This is a genomic window from Marinimicrobium sp. UBA4209 (genome assembly GCF_002381585.1).
In the GTDB taxonomy this organism is placed as follows: Bacteria; Pseudomonadota; Gammaproteobacteria; order Pseudomonadales; family Cellvibrionaceae; genus Marinimicrobium; species Marinimicrobium koreense.
On record NZ_DFTP01000020.1, the window covers coordinates 12506 to 29473 of the forward strand.

Below are 16968 nucleotides of genomic sequence, written 5' to 3' on the forward strand. Positions count from 1 at the left end.
CGCCACCTGTTGACGGGCATTCTCCACCGCTTCTTCCGCCTGCCATCCATACAGATGGGAGCGCGAGGCCGGGTTGGCAAAATTGCCCTCCCGCGTCAGGCAGGCCGCCATCTGCTCGGCCACCGCCGGGTCGACCGGCGTGGTGGCGGCATAGTCCAGATAAATGGGCTGACGTGGAGCGCTCAACGTCATCGATTACTCAAACCTCGTTGCTAGACGATACCGGAACGGCGTCTACAGCTGGCTGCACAGAATCTGCTCAGCCGAGAGCTGCTGTTGGTGGTCCTGACGGGCCCGAACCGCTTGAATGTCGCGCCGTTCGACCAGATCCGCCAGGCTGATATCACTTAAAAACTGATGAATTTGGGCACTGAGATCTTCCCAGAGGTGGTGCGTCAGGCATACTTTGCCGTTTTGGCAGTCCCCTTTGCCCTCACAGCGGGTGGCATCGAGGGACTCACTGACCGCGTCCACCACTTGCGCCACCGAAATGGCTTCAAGGCGCTCCGCCAAGCGGTAACCGCCGCCGGGGCCGCGAACACTGCTCACCAGCTTCTGCCGGCGCAGCTTGGCAAACAGCTGTTCCAGATAGGACAGGGATATACCCTGGCGATTGGAGATATCCGCAAGGCTCACTGGCCCCTGCTCACTGTGCAGGGCCAGGTCCAGCATCGCGGTGACCGCGTATCGACCTTTGGTAGTCAGTCTCATGCCCGGATTGTCGCCTCTAGCCTTGGTGGAAAGTGGATACCGAGCTGTCGGAAACCCACCCGTCTATAACCAAGTATTTTACTCAACTATTCGCCATTATCCAAGGGCTTTTCGTTCTCCGGCGCCGCCTCAAGGGATTTCAGGCGTTTATCCGTGTGGTAAATGTAGTTTTGCGTGGCCGTCAGCACGCCGCGCAGAATGCTCAGCTCCATCTCATCCGGGCGGATGCGGTGGTACAGGCGGCGCAGCCGGGTCATGGTCTGGCGGGGGTTATCCGGGTTGAGGAAATCCAGGGTTTCCAGCGTCTGCTGAAGGTGCTCGAAATACCGCTCTAAAGCCTCGCTTTTAGCGGGGGGCATATCCCATTCGGTTTTGCCCAACGGGCCGCCCTCTTGCTGCGAGAGGTGGGCCATACGCAGCTCGTAGCAGAGCACCTGCACGGCGGTGGCCAGATTCAGGGAGCTGTATTCCGGGTTGGCGGGAATATGCACATGGTACTGGCACTTGTGCAGCTCCTCGTTGGTCAGACCCCGGTCCTCGCGCCCAAACAGCAGTGCCACCTCGTGCTCGCCCGCCTCCTGCCAGCACCGCTCGCCGCACTGGCGTGGGTCCACCAGCGGCCAGGGAATCCGGCGTTCGCGGGCACTGGTGCCGACCACCAGGCCACAGCCCTCAATGGCCTCATCCAGCGTTTCCACCACCACGGCTTTATCCAGCACATCCAGTGCCCCGGCGGCCCGCCAGACGGCCTTTTCCGAGGGAAACTCCTTGGGCTCCACCAGATAGAGGCGGGACAGCCCCATATTCTTCATGGCCCGGGCGGCACCACCGATGTTGCCCGGATGAGAGGTATTCACCAGAACGATGCGGATATTGTCAAAAGGGTTGGCGGTCATAACGGTCTCTTGATCGATAGCGATTGCGTGGGCGCGGGGCCCCTAAAGGCCGCGCATTCTATCATGAACCACCCGGCCCGGGTTCACGGCGGCCCGCCCCGGCCAAGATGGGACAATTGCACCATGGCGCTGGCGAGCCGGCGCGCTTGCCGTTATACTGTGCGGCCTTCGCGAGGCCCGCCCTCGCCCCGTTCTTTCCCATTTTTCACGAAAAGACTGATTGCCCTATGGAACCCATGTTGACGATGGCTTTGCGCGCGGCGCGCAAGGCGGCAGAACTGATTGAACGCGCCTACGAACGCCCGGACACCATCAAGGTTGAAAACAAAAGCCCCAACGACTTCGTCACCGAAGTGGATCGGGGAGCCGAACAGGCGATCATTCAGGTGTTGCGCAAGGCCTACCCGGACCACAGTTTCCGCGGTGAAGAAAGCGGGACCACCCAGGGCAAGAACCCGGACTATGTCTGGGTGATCGATCCGATCGACGGCACCACCAATTTCGTGCATGGCATGCCCCATTTTTCAGTCTCCATTGCCTGCTTTTACAAAGGACAGGTTGAGCACGCCGTGGTACTCGACCCCGTCAAGCGCGAAGAATTTACCGCCAGCCGCGGCCGCGGCGCGTCACTCAACGGCCGTCGCATCCGGGTATCCACCCGTCGCGGCCTGGAAGGTGCCCTGCTGGGTACCGGCATCCCGTTCGATGGCCCGGCCCTGGCCAAAATCCAACCTTTTCTCGCCTGCATCAGTGAACTCGCAGGCCAGACCGCCGGCATTCGCCGTGCGGGCTCAGCGGCGCTCGATCTGGCCTATGTGGCCGCAGGACGCTACGACGCCTTCTGGGAAATGCATCTGAACGAGTGGGATTTCGCGGCGGGTGTGCTGCTGGTGAAAGAGGCCGGCGGCTTGATCAGCGACTTCCGCGGCGGCACCTCGTATATGGATACCGGCCACATCGTGTGTGGTACACCGAAGGTGTTCAAGCCGGTGTTGCAGGTGGTACAGAAGCATTTGGGGCACGTTTGAGGTAAAAGGCTGGTGGATGCGGTCGGTATTGGTAACGGCGGATGCGCGCTTTGCGCTTATCCGCCCTACACAACCGACCGTAGGGCGGATAAGCGCGCATCCGCCGTCACCTGGCGTTACCTAAGCCAAAAGCTTCTTGAGCGTCCGAACCAGGTGATTGATTTCCACCGGCTTGGTCAGATAATCAAAGAACCCCGCCTTGCGGCCCCGCTCCACATCGTAGGCCATGGCGTTGGCCGACAGCCCCACCACCGGAATATCCGCGGTCACGGGGTCACGCTTTAACACCGACAACGCCTCGTAGCCATCCATCCCCGGCAGATTGATATCCAGAATGATCACGTCCGGCCGCTCACTGCGAGCCTTGTAAATCCCGAGGAACGCCTCTTCGGCCACTTCCAGCGTCAACATCGGGTAGCGACTCAGAATCTGTTGCATCAGGCGGATATTGGACGGGTTGTCCTCCACGTACAGAATGGTCCGAGGCTCTTCAAGCACCAACGCTTCCGGCTCCTCATCCGCCTTCGGGTCATGCTCGCGGCGGTTGACCACCAGGTCCTGATTCCACTCCGTGGACAGAGGCAGATCCACCCAGAACTCGGTGCCCACCCCTTCGGTACTCTCGAAGGACAGCTTACCGCCCATCATCTCGACCAACTGCTTGGTAATCACCAGCCCGACACCAGACCCCTCGACTTTTGAGTACTCCGCGTTGAGGCGATTGAAGGGCTGAAACACTTCGTGCTGACGGCTGGCCGGTATACCCTGGCCGGTATCGCGAACCGTGATGCGCAGGCGGTTATCGTCCCGCTCCGACAAACTGACTGCCACTTCACCACCGACCTGATTGTATTTCACCGCATTGCTGACCAGATTGAGCAACGCCTGCTTCAGACGGGTGTTGTCGGCCACCACGTAAGTGCTCTCAAGGCGCTTCAGGTCCGCGCTTAGCTTGATGCCACCGGCGTCGGCCTGGGGTTGAATCAGCGTAAAGCACTCGGCGACGACCCGGGACACCAACACCGGCTCCAAGGAGAAAGTCATTCGGCCGGACTCGATCTTGGCCAGATCCAACACATCATTGATCAGTTGCAGCAGATGCTCGCCCGCCTTGCGGATTTCCCGGGCGTTATCCATCTGACTGTCGGTGAGGTTGTCGTCATACTGAAACAGCTGCGCATACCCCAGAATGGCATTGAGCGGCGTGCGCAGCTCGTGACTCATGCTGGAGAGGAAGTCGGACTTGGCCTGATTGGCTTTTTCCGCCGCGTCTTTGGCCTGCACCACCCGCTCTTCAGCGCGCTTGATGTCGGTGATATCCATATTGGTGCCGGACATACGCACCGGATTGCCTTCGGTGTCAAAACTGGCTCGCCCTCGGGCGCGAATCCAGCGGATGTCGCCGTCTTTGCCGAAAATTCGGTACTCAATATCAAACGGTGCCCGCCCGGCCATGTGATCGGCCAGGGTCTGATCAAACTTGGGCAGGTCTTGCGGGTGAATGTGAGAGCGCCAGACCGACAGGCGGTTCTGGCCCCGGATCACCACATCGTCTTTCTCGTCGTAGCCGGCGTGCTCCCAGCAACGGTTGGAAAAATGGAAACCCTTGCGGTCTGCGTACCACTCCCAGATGCCGTCATTGGACGCCTGGATGATGCGAGCCTGACGCGCCTCACTTTCACGCAGGGCCGCTTCGACATTTTTCAGCTCGGTGATGTCAAAGTTGACCCCGGAGATGTACATGACTCGGCCGTACTTGTCGCGAATGGAGTTCGCTCGGGCCTGGGTCCAGACGTAGTTGCCTCGGTTGGTGAGGATCCGGTAGGCGGTGTTGAGAGGTTCGCCGCTGCGCAGGTGTTCGCGCACGGCTTCGAGCATGTGGTCCCGATCGTCGGGGTGGATGTAATCCGGCAGCGCTGTGGCGTCGCTGATGCGGATTTTATCTTCGTCATTGAACCCCAGCGATTCCCAGAAACCGCCGGACCAGTCAATGCGGTTGGAGGTGAGGTCCCACTCCCAGAAGCCGTAGCCGCTACCGTTGAAAATCCGGCGATAGCGTGCCACCAGGTCGCGCAGCTCGTCGCTGTTTGCCTGGCTCAATTCTTCATCGCTGATGGTGATGCCTTTCGACATAAGCTCTGCTCATCGATCGGGCGGATACCCTCACCACTGGTATCCGCACTTTTTCAGCGGTTCACGAGGCTCAGGGAGCCAACTCTTCCTGCTCCTCGCCCTCTTTCGGCGGTGGCATGAGGTCTTCTTTGGTCAGGTGCATTGCCGACAGAATGTTGGCCGAGACATAAACCGACGAGTAGGTACCGACCAGCACACCGACAATCAGCGCAAATGCAAAGCCACTGATCAACTCGCCACCGAAGAAGTACAACACCAGCAACACCAACAAGGTAGTCAAGGAGGTCAGCAGGGTCCGCTCCAGCGTCTGGGTCAAGGAGGTATTGATCACCTCGTTGGTGGTGCCCCGACGCATTTTGCGGAAGTTTTCCCGCACCCGGTCAAACACAACGATGGTATCGTTCAGTGAATAACCGATCACCGCCAGTACTGCGGCCAGCACCGTCAGATCGAAATCCAGGCGCAGGACCGAGAACACACCCAGAACAATAATCACATCGTGAACCAGGGCCAGAACCGCGCCGATGGAGAATTTGTACTGGAAGCGGATCGCCACGTAGATCATCACCACGGCCAAGGCGAACAACATGCCCAGCCCGCCCTGATCGCGCAGCTCTTCACCCACCTGCGGACCGACAAACTCGCTGCGCCGCAGATTGATGCTCGCTCCGGTCGCCTCTTCCAGCGCGTCAATCAGAAATTGGGAATAGACATTGTCCAGAGCGTTTTCAACGGCAACGGTGACGGCCTCACCCTCGGTCGCGATCTGTGTGCGACCGTAGTAGCGCGGGTCAAACAGGTCCGCCGAGCGCAGCGCTGACTCACTGACGCCATTGAACACCAGCACTTCGGAGAACTGGGTCTGGTCGCTGGCGGCGTTGCGCACATCGGCAATGGTCGCACTGTCGGACAGGGACGCGAGCCTCTCTTCCAACTGCTCCAGTACACCGTCACTCAGAGCATCCTGGGTGCGGATCAGAACTTCCGAGTCCGAGCCGAACAGAATCGCCACGGGGTTCTCAAGGCCCTGCTCGCCCAGCACCGAGCGGATGGTGGACAGATCCGCCGGGCGATCGAAGCCCAGCTCGACCTGGGAACCGCCAGTAAAGTCCAACCCAAACTCCAGACCACGCGTCGCCAGAGAGACGATGGAAGCCAGCAGCAACACGATGGAAATGGTGGCGCAGGTTTTGCGCCAGCCCATAAAATTAATCACTTTTGATTCCGGTAGCATAGTGGCGCTCTCTTAGATCCAGATCTTCTTCAGGTTGCGACGGCGGCCGTACACCAGGTTGGCCAGCGCCCGAGTGCCCATGATCGCGGTAAACATGGAAGTCAGAATACCGATGGACAGGGTGACCGCAAAACCCTGTACCGGACCGGTGCCAATGGCATACAGAATGACCGCCACCAGCAAGGTGGTGATATTGGCATCCAGAATACTGACGAAGGCCCGCTCATAACCGCTGTAAATAGCGGACTGGGGCGAAGCGCCCTCTTTCAGCTCTTCCCGAATCCGGGAGAAAATCAGTACGTTGGCGTCCACCGCCATACCCACGGTCAGCACGATACCGGCAATACCCGGCAGCGTCAGAGTGGCGCCCAGCAGGGACATGACCGCCACCAGCAGAAGGATGTTGGCCCCCAAGGCCAGGTTGGCAAAGATGCCGAACACCCGGTAGTAAATCAGCATAAAGACCAGCACCAGCGCCAACCCGAGCACGACCGAGTTCAGACCGGTCTGAATGTTTTCTGCCCCGAGAGATGGTCCAATGGTGCGCTCTTCCACAAAGTACATGGGCGCCGCCAGAGCACCGGCGCGCAGCAGCAGCGCCAGTTCGGAGGCTTCCGCCGGGGACTCCAGACCGGTAATCCGGAACTGCTTGCCCAGCGCACTCTGAATGGTCGCCAGACTGATGATTTCCCGCTCGACGTAGTTCTCCCGCACCTCGACGGTTTCGCCCGCCTCATTGGTGGCATATTCAGTGCGGGTTTTGTGTTCAATGAACAGTACGCCCATGCGCCGTCCGACATTATCCCGGGTCGCGCGGTGCATTTTGGTACCGCCCAGGCCGTCCAGGGTAATGTTCACCTGGGGCATATTGGTTTCTGCATCGAAGCTACTGGTGGCGTTGGCCACATGGTCACCGGTCAGAATGATCTGACGTTCCAGCTCAGCACCGCCAAAGCGCTGCTTGTCCGCTTCACTGCGGTAAGGGAACTCTTCTTTCATGGATACCAGCGTATCCGGGCCGGCCTCCAGGCGGAATTCCAGGTTGGCGGTTTTGCCGATCACCCGCTTGGCTTCGGCGGTGTCCTGAACCCCCGGAAGCTGCACGATAATCCGGTTACCGCCCTGACGCTGCACGACCGGCTCGGACACACCCAACTCATTCACCCGGTTGCGCAGGGTCACCAGGTTCTGGCCGAGGGCGTAGTCTTCAATTTCAGAAATCGCCGTTTCGCTCAACTGCGCGGTAAAGCGGAAGTCCTCTTCCCCGGCATCTTCGGTCTGGAATACCAGCGTGTCGTATTCATCTTCCATCAGGGCGAGCGCCTGGTCCCGCAGCTCGGCCGAACGGAAGCGCGCCAGAATGCTCTGGTCGTCTTCAACCTCCAGCGCGTTGTAGCGGATACGCTCTTCGCGCAGCGTGCCCTTCATTTCGTCGGCAGTGATTTCCTGACGGGTTTCAATGGCCGAGGCGGTATCGACTTCCAGCAGGAAGTGCACACCACCGGAGAGGTCCAGACCCAGGCGCATGGGGGCACCGCCCAGAGACACCAGCCAATCCGGTGTGGTCGGCGCCTGATTCAGAGCGACCACAAAATCACCACCCAGAGATTCCTGCAGGGTGCGGCGGGCGGTCATCTGCTCATCTTCACTGGCCAGGCGCACCAGAACGGCATTTTCGCCCAGCTCTACGCCGACATATTCAATGCCCTGTGACTGAAGTTGCCGTTCTACCTGCTCCACCGTGGAAGCATCCATGGTGGTCGCCCCGGATTGACCGGAAATCTGTACGGCGGGGTCGGGCGCATAGAGGTTGGGCAGCGCGTAAATGAATCCCAGGGTAACAACCCCCAGAATCAAGAGGTATTTCCAGAGCGGGTAGCGGTTATGCATAAACGGTTCCGTGGCTTATTCGACGGTATCGGATACGGATGAAGGCCCGGATTATACCGATTTCCCCCAAGACAACAATGAAAGTAGGGTAATGAACGGGGCGCAGCCGCACCCCGCCCGGTGATTTATGGCGTCAGCGGCGGCACGTCCTTACCGAGGGCCCGATAGAAGTCGGCCACGAAAGCCTCCAACTCGCCGGCGGCAATGGCCTCCCTCAGCCCGGCCATCACCAGCTGGTAGTAGCGCAGGTTGTGGATGGTCTGCAGCTGAGCGCCGAGGATCTCACCACACTTGTCCAGGTGATGCAGGTAAGCGCGGCTGAAGTTCTGGCAGGTGTAGCAGTCACATTTGGGATCGAGGGAGCCGGTATCGTGGCGATGTTTGGCATTGCGGATCTTGATCACCCCCTCATGGGTGAACAGGTGGCCATTGCGGGCGTTGCGGGTGGGCATCACGCAGTCGAACATATCCACGCCTCGGCGCACGCCCTCCACCAGATCCTCCGGCTTGCCCACGCCCATCAGATAGCGGGGCTTGTCTTTGGGCATATGGGGCGTCAGGGCCGACAGTACGCGCACCATATCTTCTTTGGGCTCGCCCACCGACAGGCCGCCGATGGCGTAGCCGTCAAAGCCGATTTCCTCCAGCCCCGCCAATGATTCCCGGCGCAGGGACTCATACATGCCCCCCTGCACAATGCCGAACAGCGCGGACGGATTGTCACCGTGGGCATCCTTGGAGCGCTTGGCCCAGCGCAGGGACAGCTCCATGGACTTGCGCGCCTCATCCTCCGTGGCCGGGTACGGGGTGCACTCATCGAAGATCATCACAATGTCCGACCCCAGATCCCGCTGGACCTGCATGGCCTCCTCAGGGCCGAGAAATACCGGGCTGCCATCAATGGGCGAGCGGAACGACACGCCCTCTTCGGTGATTTTGCGGATATCCCCCAGGCTGAACACCTGAAAGCCACCGGAGTCGGTCAGAATCGGGCCGGACCACTGCATAAAATCGTGCAGATCGCCGTGGGCCTTGACCACCTCGGTGCCCGGACGCAGCATCAGGTGAAAGGTGTTTCCCAGGATTATCTGAGCGCCAATGGCCTCAATATCCCGAGGCAACATGCCCTTGACCGTGCCGTAGGTGCCCACGGGCATAAAAGCCGGGGTTTCCACCACGCCCCGGGGGAACTTCAGGCGGCCGCGTCGGGCCAGGCCGTCTTCCCGGTCCAGTTCAAACTGCATAAAGGAAGACATCTTTTATCCCTCGGAAGGACTACCCGGGAGATCGCGCGGAGCGTCCGGGTTGCGGGTGATAAACATGGCATCGCCGTAACTGAAAAAGCGGTATTCCTGAGCCACGGCTTCTCGATAGGCGTCCATGATGTGTCGGTAACCCGCAAAGGCGGACACCAGCATCATCAGCGTGGACTCGGGCAGGTGGAAGTTGGTCAGCAACGCATCCACCGCTCTGAATTCAAAGCCGGGGGTAATGAAGATATCGGTCTCGCCCTGGTAGGCGGCCATGCCCTGTCCCGGTTCGGCACGAGCGGCGGCGGTTTCCAGGCAGCGCACGCTGGTGGTGCCCACGGCAATCACTCGACCGCCGGTCGCGCGGGTGGCGCGCACCTGCTCGGCCACCTGCTCATTCAGGTCCATGACCTCGCTGTGCATTTTATGCTCGGCAATATTGTCCACCCGCACCGGCTGAAACGTGCCCGCACCCACATGCAGGGTGACAAAGGCCAGATTGACGCCTTTGGCCTGCAACTGGGCCAGCAGGTCATCATCAAAGTGCAGACCGGCGGTAGGCGCGGCGACAGCGCCGGCCTTGCGACCGTACACCGTCTGATAACGCTCCCGATCCAGTTCCTCATCTTCCCGGTCGATATAGGGCGGCAGCGGCATATGCCCCAGGCGCTCCAATACCGACAGCGAGGTTTCCTCTGGCGGGAAGTTCAGCTCGAACAGGTCGTCGCGCCGCCCGGTCACCGCCAGGCGGGTGCCGTCTTCCAGCACGATCAGACTACCAATCTTGGGGGACTTGCTCGCCCGGGTGTGGGCCAGCACCCGCGCATCGGTCAGCAGGCGCTCCACCAGAATCTCAACCTTGCCACCGGTGTCTTTCATCCCGAACAGGCGGGCGGGAATCACCTTGGTATCGTTGAACACCATCAGATCCCCGGGGCGCACCTGCTCCAGCAGGTCCGGGAATTGACCGTGGGTCACCTTCCCGGTCGGGCCATCCAGCCCCAGCAAGCGACTCCCGCGTCGCTCGGCAGCCGGTTCACGGGCAATCAGGGATTCGGGCAGATCGTAGTAAAAATCCTGGCGGCGCATAAGACGTATATTCAGGCAGGTTCAAAAGCCCGCAAGGGTACCGGAAAACCCCGAAAATGACCACCAGATCGCGGGGTTTTACGGCGGATGCGGGCTTATTAATACCGCTGCGCTCGGCCCCTACGCGACCTGCTGTGCTATCCGTAGGGCGGATAAGCCGAAGGCGCATCCGCCGCAACCCAAAGCCCCACACCCACCACCACCAAAATCCTTGGTTGACGAACCCCCGCACGCTGCTATAATCCCGCCCCGCAACGCAGTAAACCTGTGCCAGAGTGGCGAAATTGGTAGATGCCGTGCAGGATGCACAAATGTCGCGAAGGGCAGGAGCCCGAGAGCGACCGCAGGGCCAGCGCAACGCGCTGGTAAAGACCTGAAACCCGCACTAAAGCACATAGCGGCTTATACAGTGCCAGAGTGGCGAAATTGGTAGACGCAGGGGATTCAAAATCCCCCGCCCGAGAGGGTGTGCCGGTTCGAGTCCGGCCTCTGGTACCACTTCTTTCTTGTGATCCGCCTCCAAGATACAGCTCAGCAAAGCCTGTAGGAACAGTCATCATCGTTGGGCTACGGCGGATGCGCTACGCTCCGATGCGTCGGACCGATCCGCCCTACTCAAGCCTCACTCCTATCCGCAACGCACTCGCCGTCCCCAACTCGCGTAGGGCGGATAAGCCGAAGGCGCATCCGCCGTATGGTGTTTCGGGCAACGGTCCACGTCCGATGGCTCGATGTGGGGCTAATTGATCTCCTCCACGGTAAACCTCTCAAGGTCGATATGCTCATCGTCCCGGTTTCTCACCCGGATGGCGGTTTCTGACCGGGGGATTCCCGGCGCGATATCCAGATAGAGGGGGTTATCACCTTCCGCCATCTTTTCGAACACGCTCAACATCTCGTCCTCATCGAAATGGATGATGAAAAGATACTTGCCGCTGTGGAAACTCATGCGCTTGGGTAAGGGCCTGGGCTTGGCGGCGTCTTCCTCGGTGAGGGGGTAGCGTAAGTGATAGAGCTCGCCGTTGAGGTAATTGATCGTTCCCGGAGAATCCGGCCCCGCCATACGGAAGAACTCGGGCTGCCAATGGTAGTGGGTGCGCATTCGCTCCCATTTGTCGAAGGGTATGCCTTCGGTTTCGAGGCGTTTTCGCTGCTCGGGTGTCAGGTAAAGCTCAAGCGCCTTCTCGACGTACTGCTCTCTCGGCTTTGGATGATCGCTCATAAAAGCGTCAGACCAGTATTTCTTCCAATCGTAATCAATGGGCTCAGCTTTCCCAAAAAATATTTCTGTGGTTTTGCCAATACCGACCAGCCAAACCGCGACGCTGCCTCCGGGAGCCATGCCGACGGTCAGTTCGTCATAGTACATAGTTGCTGGAGGCGTCTTATGATTTGGATAGCCCTCATTAACCATCTGCACAATGCTCTCATAGGGCAGTTCAAATTCGCCCCGATAGAACTGATCTTCCAAGTACGAATAATAGGTAATCCGCAACCTATCCGGTAATGGCTTTTGATCCGGCCCTACCACATGGGTGGAAACGGGATATCCCCAGCCGTGATGGACTGTTTTACCGTCGGGGACGTAAAGCCCATGATCGTCGCCTGGATACAGAAAAGTTCCGGAAATCACCTCCATCGGGTAATCATTGGGCGCCGACTCCGACGCCAGCCAATCCGCTTTGGTCATAGAATCCTCACAACCGAGTAACAGTAACAGTGCCGATAACAGAGTGTATCGGCGCCGGGCTTTAACCTTCATGGTATTTTCGCCTACGTTGGCCCTCGTGAAGTCTGGGCGCCATACCCACACTCGAATAATGCGCAGAAAGATGCAGGTACTGATGGCGAATAATACGAAGCAAGGGGTCACGACCCTGCCAGTGTTCTGGCCTGGATTCATTACCCGATGCCACATAGGCCTGTATGCGACCCTGCAGTTCCTGCAACTCGTCGGACTCTTCGCTCAAATCAACGAGCTCCGGGAATTTCTGCTCATTCATACTCACCCCCTCATCCTGAATAAACTCCGCCATCAGCTCCAACGGGATTTTGCTATAGCTGGTTTTCACCAGTTCTCGCTCGGCATGAATAACGTGGCTCAACGTATTGCGGGAAGTGGGTAGCCTAAGTTCCTCTGGGCGGTACCAACCTTGCGCCAGAAGCCAGTCACGATCGATGTGGCGGTCCCGCTGATGCCCTCGATAGACGACCTGAGCCTCGGGGCCAGAGCGGTAGCCTCCACCCACATCGCTATGGGCGCCGGGCAGACATATGCGCTGCCCTTTCCCTCCAGCACTATCAATAGTGGTCAGGGAGAAGTTACTCCGGTACTCCTCCGAAGCCTCCAATTGAACAACGCGATTGGCCCTGCGAATCGAATCCAGCTTGAGTGTCTTCACATCGTTATTGAACGACATCCCGTGGGAGGAAACAGTATCAAAGAGCCCGACCAGGTTGATCTCGATTTTATCGGCGGGAAATCCCTCAACCTCCAGCTGCTCGGATATTGGCTCACCGCCTGCGTCCATGAGCTTATGGATGCAATAGCGGGCACTCGCAGCGCCACGGCTAAATCCAAACAAATCAATAGCCAATTGCTTCAGCGTGGTGTCTTCGTCCGCACTCTGGAAAAGCTTCCTCAATTTTGACACCGCTTTCTCAATACCTTTTTTGACCTTCGCGTCTATACCGGTAGACCCTGTTCCCATTGCCAACCCTCTGCGATAATCGGCTTCCCGGTCTTCGGTGCCAGCGCCTTCAACATACAATTTGAGAGCATGCTGAAAAGGTTCAGGCGCCTTCTTGTCATCGACTTGCGCCTCCAACAGAGCGATATTGGACTTGCCATTGTTATAGCTTTGATAGGCCTTCAGCCCCACCCACTGATCGGCCAACGCCTGGTACACCTCAGTATTCTTCTCCCGCTCCTCCACATTGGTACGGTTATTGGCCGTCCCATCAAAAAACAACAGCAGCCGAACACTGATCTTTTTCTTGCCCTCGTCATCTTCATCGCCGCCGCTATTGGGCGGCTGGGGCACAAACACGCCCTCGCCTACCTGTGTCATATCGCTTCTCCTTTGCTGATTTCCATTGCCTTGGGGCGTTTCTCTACGATCAACGCACCGCGCAGGCCAGCATCGGATGAGCTGTACACCAAATGACTCTGCGCCCTGGTGTTTTTCAACAGATCAAATGCAGCCAGCGCCAGCAGCGAGGGGGCCGTGGCACTGCCCAGGTCGCCGTAATACTCGGAGGGGTGCACCAGCTGGACGTCATCGCCCAGCCGTTCCCAGCTGCGGGTCATGGCCACACCGTACTCCTTGGCCCAGTAACGTTCGCCGTTCATGCTGCTGTAAATACTGTGAATGGCCGGGCCGTTGTAGTCCGCCAGCGCCGCTTTGAATGCGGCGTCCAGCCCCTCGCCCCGATAGGGTTCGTCGCTGAACCAATGCCCGACTTCCCGCGCCAGGCCCGGCGGATGTACCACGATGATTTGTCCGTTCTCCTCCAGAGCCCTCGCCGGGTCTGCGGTCAGCACCACAAACGCCGCGCCCTCCCCCGGCGCGTAGCCATCGTTTGGGCCCAGGGTCAGCAGCCGATTCTGCTGTTCCGGTATGCGCAGGCGGGTGTAGTTATTGGGTGAATCGCTGGCCCCAATGACCATGCCTTGCGGGTAGGCCTCCGCCAGGTAGTCATAGCCGAAAGCCACAGCCTCCAGGCCCGCCGCACGACCCGTGTGCAGGCTTCGCAGTAATTCCGGCAGCAGCCAATCGTGGCCGGACAGGGCCAGGTTGGTTTTGAATTTATTCAGGGGAAGGCAATCGGCGCACAACTCGGGCTCGTTCATGGCCAGAATCAACGGCGCCTGCTCGGGAAAGGCGCCCTGCTCCGCCAACTGACCCAAAGCGTGAAGCGCCATTTTGATCGCATGGTCTTGCGGTTCGCTGTGAAAGTCTCCCTCATCCAGCGCCCAGCCCGGGTGGTCAAACACTTCATCGGGCACCGGCGCCAACCGGATGGGGTTGCCGCTATCATCGACAAAGCGGGAGAGGGTGTAGCGGTTAATACCGGCACCGGCTGCCGCCCAGACCATGGAAACGGAGCCACCAATGGCGTTTACCATGCCCATGCCGGAAAGATAGAGTTGTGGCGCGTCGTCCATATACGCATCGTCCTTGGTCAGACATTGGAACCAGACCGAAGTCTAATCAGCAGACCGAAAAGCCGCAAGTTAAGCGGAACTGACGGTTACCGTTTTGTGAATCGGCTCACAACGGTGGCGCGCGACATCAGGAAGCGCTTGATAACCATTTTCGGACAGGCCCAGAATCCAGACAGCCCAATCAACATGCCCGATCTGGACCACCGCCTCTTCCCTAATTCACACGCTTGCGCAGATTGTTCCGCACTTCCAAGGCATCGTAGCTGTCGACTTCGGTGGGGCGTACGCCCTTGCCCAGACGGATTTCCAGAATCACTTCCGACTCTGCCCTATTACCCGAATTGATCTCGGCGCCGAAAGTCGTGGAGGGACGGGAGCTTGTGGTGCAGCCGAGCAAGCCGCAGCGGCGCTCCACCTCCCGGGTGCGGCTTGCGCTTACTTGACTGCCTGACTCCCGCTTCTCACCATCGACTTGCCGGTCGGCAACAACAAACCAGTCGTAGTCCGCCATCAACGTTAGCTCGGCGGCGCGTAGCAGGGCGTAGTCCATGGCTTCAAACTGGGTGTCGCCGCGCATTTTGAACGATACACGGTACCGGTTATCGGCAATCTGGCTTTCCCGGTAGCCGTAGCCGCCGTCTGAGGCGGGCTGGTAAACCTCGGGTGCCGCACAGGCACTGATAAACAGAACCATCATCAAGGATGCTATTGGCTTTTTCATACATTACCTCCCGGTTTCCTGGTAAATGACTGGTGATGGCTATTGCTGCCAATCTCGCTCAATCAATTGTTTTTCCTGTTCCGGCTCAATGATGCCGCCGGCCATCATCTGATCGAGTGCGCTGTCCAGTAATGAGCCACCACTGGCGGTCTGATAGCTGCCGGGCTCCGTCGCCCGCTGACGAATGCTGGCCAACTCTTCCCAGCCGGCCTCGGTCTGTTGAGCTCGGCAGGCGATATTCTCCGACCGTTCGCCCGCGCCGGTTACCCGGTACTGCCGGCAGTGCTGCCCATCCCGATTAACAAAGGTGAGGCGGGGGGTAATTTCCCGTCCGTCGGGCAGAGCTTCGGTGGTGCCGCTGGGCAGCGTTTCCAGGCGCTCGGCGACCGGCTGAAATGCGTCGATTTGCGGACTTCCGACATTGTCGGTGACCTCGGCCAGTCCGAACCCGAACGCCAACGCAATAGCCGCCGCAATGCCGGTTTGCGCGTTCAGTGCCTGACGGGCCCGGCGCCAAAGGGGAAAGGCAATCACCTGCGCGGACTCGGGCTTAGCGTCATCTTCCGCCAGCATCTGTTGAATACCACTCGGCAATGGCCGTTCATCAATGGCGTGGGCCCGCTCGCTCACCAGTTTGTCCACGGCGCTCAGTTCCGCCAGGCGGTCTGCCAGTGCCGGATCTTCGGCCAACCGGACGCGAACCTGCTCCATTTCGGCCGGGGGCAGCTCGCCGTCCAGAAAGGCCGACAGGGTTTCATCGTTGATATTCATGAGCTGGTCCTCGCTACAGGTAAGTTCAGGCTTTCTATAAGAGCGGTTCGGGCACGAGCCAGGCGGCTCATCACGGTGCCCGGGGGTATTTCCAGCGTGGCGGCCGCCTCCTTGTAGGACAGGCCCTGGACGGCCACCAGCGACAGCACCAGACGCTGGTCGTCCGGCAACCTGTCCATGGCCCGGCTGACCTGATCGAGCTCAACTTCGCTCGCCATGGCCCGCTCTCCGTCGACAATTTCGCGCTCCTGCAATTGCGGCTGCAAGGTCGCTTCCTGGCGGACCTTCTGGGCGCGGTAACCGTCGATCCACAAATTCCGGCAAACCCGGAACAGCCATTTCGTCAATTCCACTCCTTCGGGTACAGTACGGTTCAGCGCCCGCTCTACCGTGCTCTGCAGCAGGTCGTCGGCCTCATCCATCGACCCGGTGAGCGAGTAGGCAAACCGCCTGAGCTGAGGCAATACCTCGGACAATTCGCTTTTCATAGACAGCACCTTTCTGTTGTACCCTGTTAACGGGCCAGCCGGGTTTTTTATTCCCGGCCCCAGGAATTTTTATCGGGTGAGGCCGTTATAGTAACAGGTACCCCACTAGCTCCTTCACCGGATATGCGATTATGAAAGCCAAACCCCGACCGACCCGGCTGCGCCCGCTGGTACTGTGCCTGCTGGGCCTCAGCACTGTCGCCCAGGCCCAACTGGGTTTGCCCTCCGCGGTGACCGACCGGGTGGACCGCTCCATTGATTCTGTAGAGCGCGTGCACCGGGATACCCTTCCCGCCGATGTCACCAGCGCCCTGGAGCGCCGACTCACGGCCGCTTTGCCGGAGCAACTGCCAGACACCCTGCGCCCACCGGCAGAACCCCTGGATGCCCTTCCGAGCCGCGTGCCGATACTGGACTCCCGGGGCGCCACCCTGTTTATGGACGTGGAAGTGGAGGACGGCTGGCGAGCCGTGCAGCACGAATGGCTGCTGATGCTCGCCCCCGGGGAACTGGCGTTGCTGGAACCCCTGAATGTTGAGATTCTGGAGCAGAAACGCCTACCGAAACTGGGGTTGGAGATGGTGCGCTT

General features: G+C 59.4%; 16 protein-coding genes and 1 tRNA gene. 3 read left to right on the plus strand and 14 right to left on the minus strand.

Going from position 1 to position 16968, the window contains the following annotated elements; all coding sequences use genetic code 11:
• The 3 genes from B3187_RS03250 to trmJ form a co-directional block, all read right to left on the minus strand.
• Positions 1 to 192: aminotransferase class V-fold PLP-dependent enzyme (locus B3187_RS03250; RefSeq protein WP_286804556.1), on the minus strand; the 192-nt coding region annotated here is incomplete at its 3' end.
• A 42-nt stretch (positions 193 to 234) separates the two neighbouring features.
• On the minus strand, positions 235 to 711 hold the full coding sequence (iscR, locus tag B3187_RS03255) for a Fe-S cluster assembly transcriptional regulator IscR (protein ID WP_123637117.1): 477 nt from the start codon (positions 709 to 711) through the stop codon (positions 235 to 237).
• A gap of 86 nt (positions 712 to 797) precedes the next feature.
• On the minus strand, positions 798 to 1607 hold the full coding sequence (gene trmJ, locus B3187_RS03260; RefSeq protein ID WP_123637116.1) for a tRNA (cytosine(32)/uridine(32)-2'-O)-methyltransferase TrmJ: 810 nt from the start codon (positions 1605 to 1607) through the stop codon (positions 798 to 800).
• Positions 1608 to 1834: 227 nt separating this feature from the next.
• Between trmJ and B3187_RS03265 the strand changes: the two genes are divergently transcribed.
• Positions 1835 to 2635 carry an inositol monophosphatase family protein gene (locus B3187_RS03265; RefSeq protein ID WP_024459848.1) on the plus strand — a complete coding sequence of 267 codons (801 nt, stop codon included), beginning with the start codon at positions 1835 to 1837 and terminating at the stop codon, positions 2633 to 2635.
• A 120-nt stretch (positions 2636 to 2755) separates the two neighbouring features.
• Here the strand turns inward: B3187_RS03265 and B3187_RS03270 are convergent, their stop codons facing one another.
• The 5 genes from B3187_RS03270 to queA all read right to left on the minus strand — a co-directional run bounded on the left by B3187_RS03270 (position 2756) and on the right by queA (position 10231).
• Positions 2756 to 4768, minus strand: a complete 2013-nt coding sequence (locus B3187_RS03270) for a PAS domain-containing protein (RefSeq protein WP_286804557.1) — start codon at positions 4766 to 4768, stop codon at positions 2756 to 2758.
• A gap of 70 nt (positions 4769 to 4838) precedes the next feature.
• A complete protein-coding gene (secF, locus tag B3187_RS03275) occupies positions 4839 to 5984 on the minus strand; it encodes a protein translocase subunit SecF (protein ID WP_286804558.1) in 1146 nt (381 codons plus the stop codon).
• 30 nt (positions 5985 to 6014) lie between these two features.
• On the minus strand, positions 6015 to 7892 hold the full coding sequence (secD, locus tag B3187_RS03280; protein ID WP_286804559.1) for a protein translocase subunit SecD: 1878 nt from the start codon (positions 7890 to 7892) through the stop codon (positions 6015 to 6017).
• 125 nt (positions 7893 to 8017) lie between these two features.
• Positions 8018 to 9136, minus strand: coding sequence for a tRNA guanosine(34) transglycosylase Tgt (tgt, locus tag B3187_RS03285; RefSeq protein WP_123638825.1), 1119 nt, complete (start codon positions 9134 to 9136; stop codon positions 8018 to 8020).
• A gap of 15 nt (positions 9137 to 9151) precedes the next feature.
• Positions 9152 to 10231: a tRNA preQ1(34) S-adenosylmethionine ribosyltransferase-isomerase QueA gene (queA, locus tag B3187_RS03290; protein WP_286804560.1), complete on the minus strand. Its 1080-nt coding sequence runs from the start codon at positions 10229 to 10231 to the stop codon at positions 9152 to 9154.
• 411 nt (positions 10232 to 10642) lie between these two features.
• Between queA and B3187_RS03295 the strand changes: the two genes are divergently transcribed.
• Positions 10643 to 10729, plus strand: a tRNA-Leu gene (locus B3187_RS03295).
• Between the two features lie 241 nt (positions 10730 to 10970).
• On the opposite strand, the gene B3187_RS03300 is transcribed toward B3187_RS03295, so the two are convergent.
• From B3187_RS03300 to B3187_RS03325, 6 genes are all read right to left on the minus strand, one after another.
• Positions 10971 to 11921 (minus strand): DUF2931 family protein, encoded by a 951-nt coding sequence (locus B3187_RS03300; RefSeq protein WP_286804561.1) that lies wholly within the window; start codon positions 11919 to 11921, stop codon positions 10971 to 10973.
• 61 nt (positions 11922 to 11982) lie between these two features.
• Positions 11983 to 13302 (minus strand): phospholipase effector Tle1 domain-containing protein, encoded by a 1320-nt coding sequence (locus tag B3187_RS03305; protein WP_286804562.1) that lies wholly within the window; start codon positions 13300 to 13302, stop codon positions 11983 to 11985.
• Positions 13299 to 14399, minus strand: coding sequence for a hypothetical protein (locus B3187_RS03310; RefSeq protein WP_286804563.1), 1101 nt, complete (start codon positions 14397 to 14399; stop codon positions 13299 to 13301). The genes B3187_RS03305 and B3187_RS03310 overlap by 4 nt, the downstream gene beginning before the upstream one ends.
• A 214-nt stretch (positions 14400 to 14613) precedes the next feature.
• Entirely contained in the window at positions 14614 to 15120 is a 507-nt protein-coding gene (locus B3187_RS03315) for a CC0125/CC1285 family lipoprotein (RefSeq protein WP_286804564.1), read from the minus strand.
• Positions 15121 to 15159: 39 nt separating this feature from the next.
• Complete coding sequence (locus B3187_RS03320) at positions 15160 to 15891, minus strand: anti-sigma factor family protein (protein WP_286804565.1); 732 nt, start codon at positions 15889 to 15891, stop codon at positions 15160 to 15162.
• A complete protein-coding gene (locus B3187_RS03325; protein WP_286804566.1) occupies positions 15888 to 16379 on the minus strand; it encodes an RNA polymerase sigma factor in 492 nt (163 codons plus the stop codon). The genes B3187_RS03320 and B3187_RS03325 overlap by 4 nt, the downstream gene beginning before the upstream one ends.
• 131 nt (positions 16380 to 16510) lie before the next feature.
• Here B3187_RS03325 and B3187_RS03330 point away from each other — a divergent pair.
• Positions 16511 to 16968, plus strand: a 458-nt coding sequence (locus tag B3187_RS03330) for a hypothetical protein (RefSeq protein WP_286804567.1), incomplete at its 3' end; no start/stop codon positions are given.